Annotated in this window: 1 protein-coding gene; it reads left to right on the top strand. The window is 30.4% G+C overall.

Annotated elements, in window-relative coordinates; all coding sequences use genetic code 11:
- Positions 1 to 256: 256 nt before the first annotated feature.
- Positions 257 to 543, top strand: a 287-nt coding sequence (locus IDG60_RS01340) for a hypothetical protein (RefSeq protein ID WP_206160396.1), incomplete at its 3' end; no start/stop codon positions are given.

Genomic DNA, 543 nt, shown 5'->3' with positions numbered 1-543 from the left:
GATACTAAATAAATCCATAAAAAAACTTATTGCCGTAATTATACTATAAATTATCGATTTTGGTACATTAATATTTGCATACCATGCAATCGTTTACAGAACTACTATAGCAGGCTTTTGCAACTTTGCAAACAATTATTTTGTGATTTTTCTAAAAAATTAAAAAAGTTGTCCGTGAACCGTTGAGTCACATACAACTTCAGCTACTCTTGGTAATTATGATATAATTTTAATAATATTAAAAAGGAGTATATCAATGTTAAAACAAATACTGCTACGTGCTACAAAAATATCGGTACTCTTTGCTGTAGCATTTTTCATCATAAATTATATCGGTATGGAAAAACCTGACATCCTATATTTAGTTGGAAGAACTATTATTGCAACACTTGCTTTCATACTCATTTGTCTTACAGTATTTACTATTATTAATTCTCCAGAGCGCAAGATTAAACTCGGTACGACTTTACCGATTGCATTAATTATTGGTATCATTTTCGGCGCCATATTTTTAACGGTACAAATCGGTGTCATCACTGGGTT

Source organism: Staphylococcus sp. EG-SA-2, from assembly GCF_017152085.1.
This window is presented reverse-complemented; position numbering and strand designations above follow the sequence as displayed.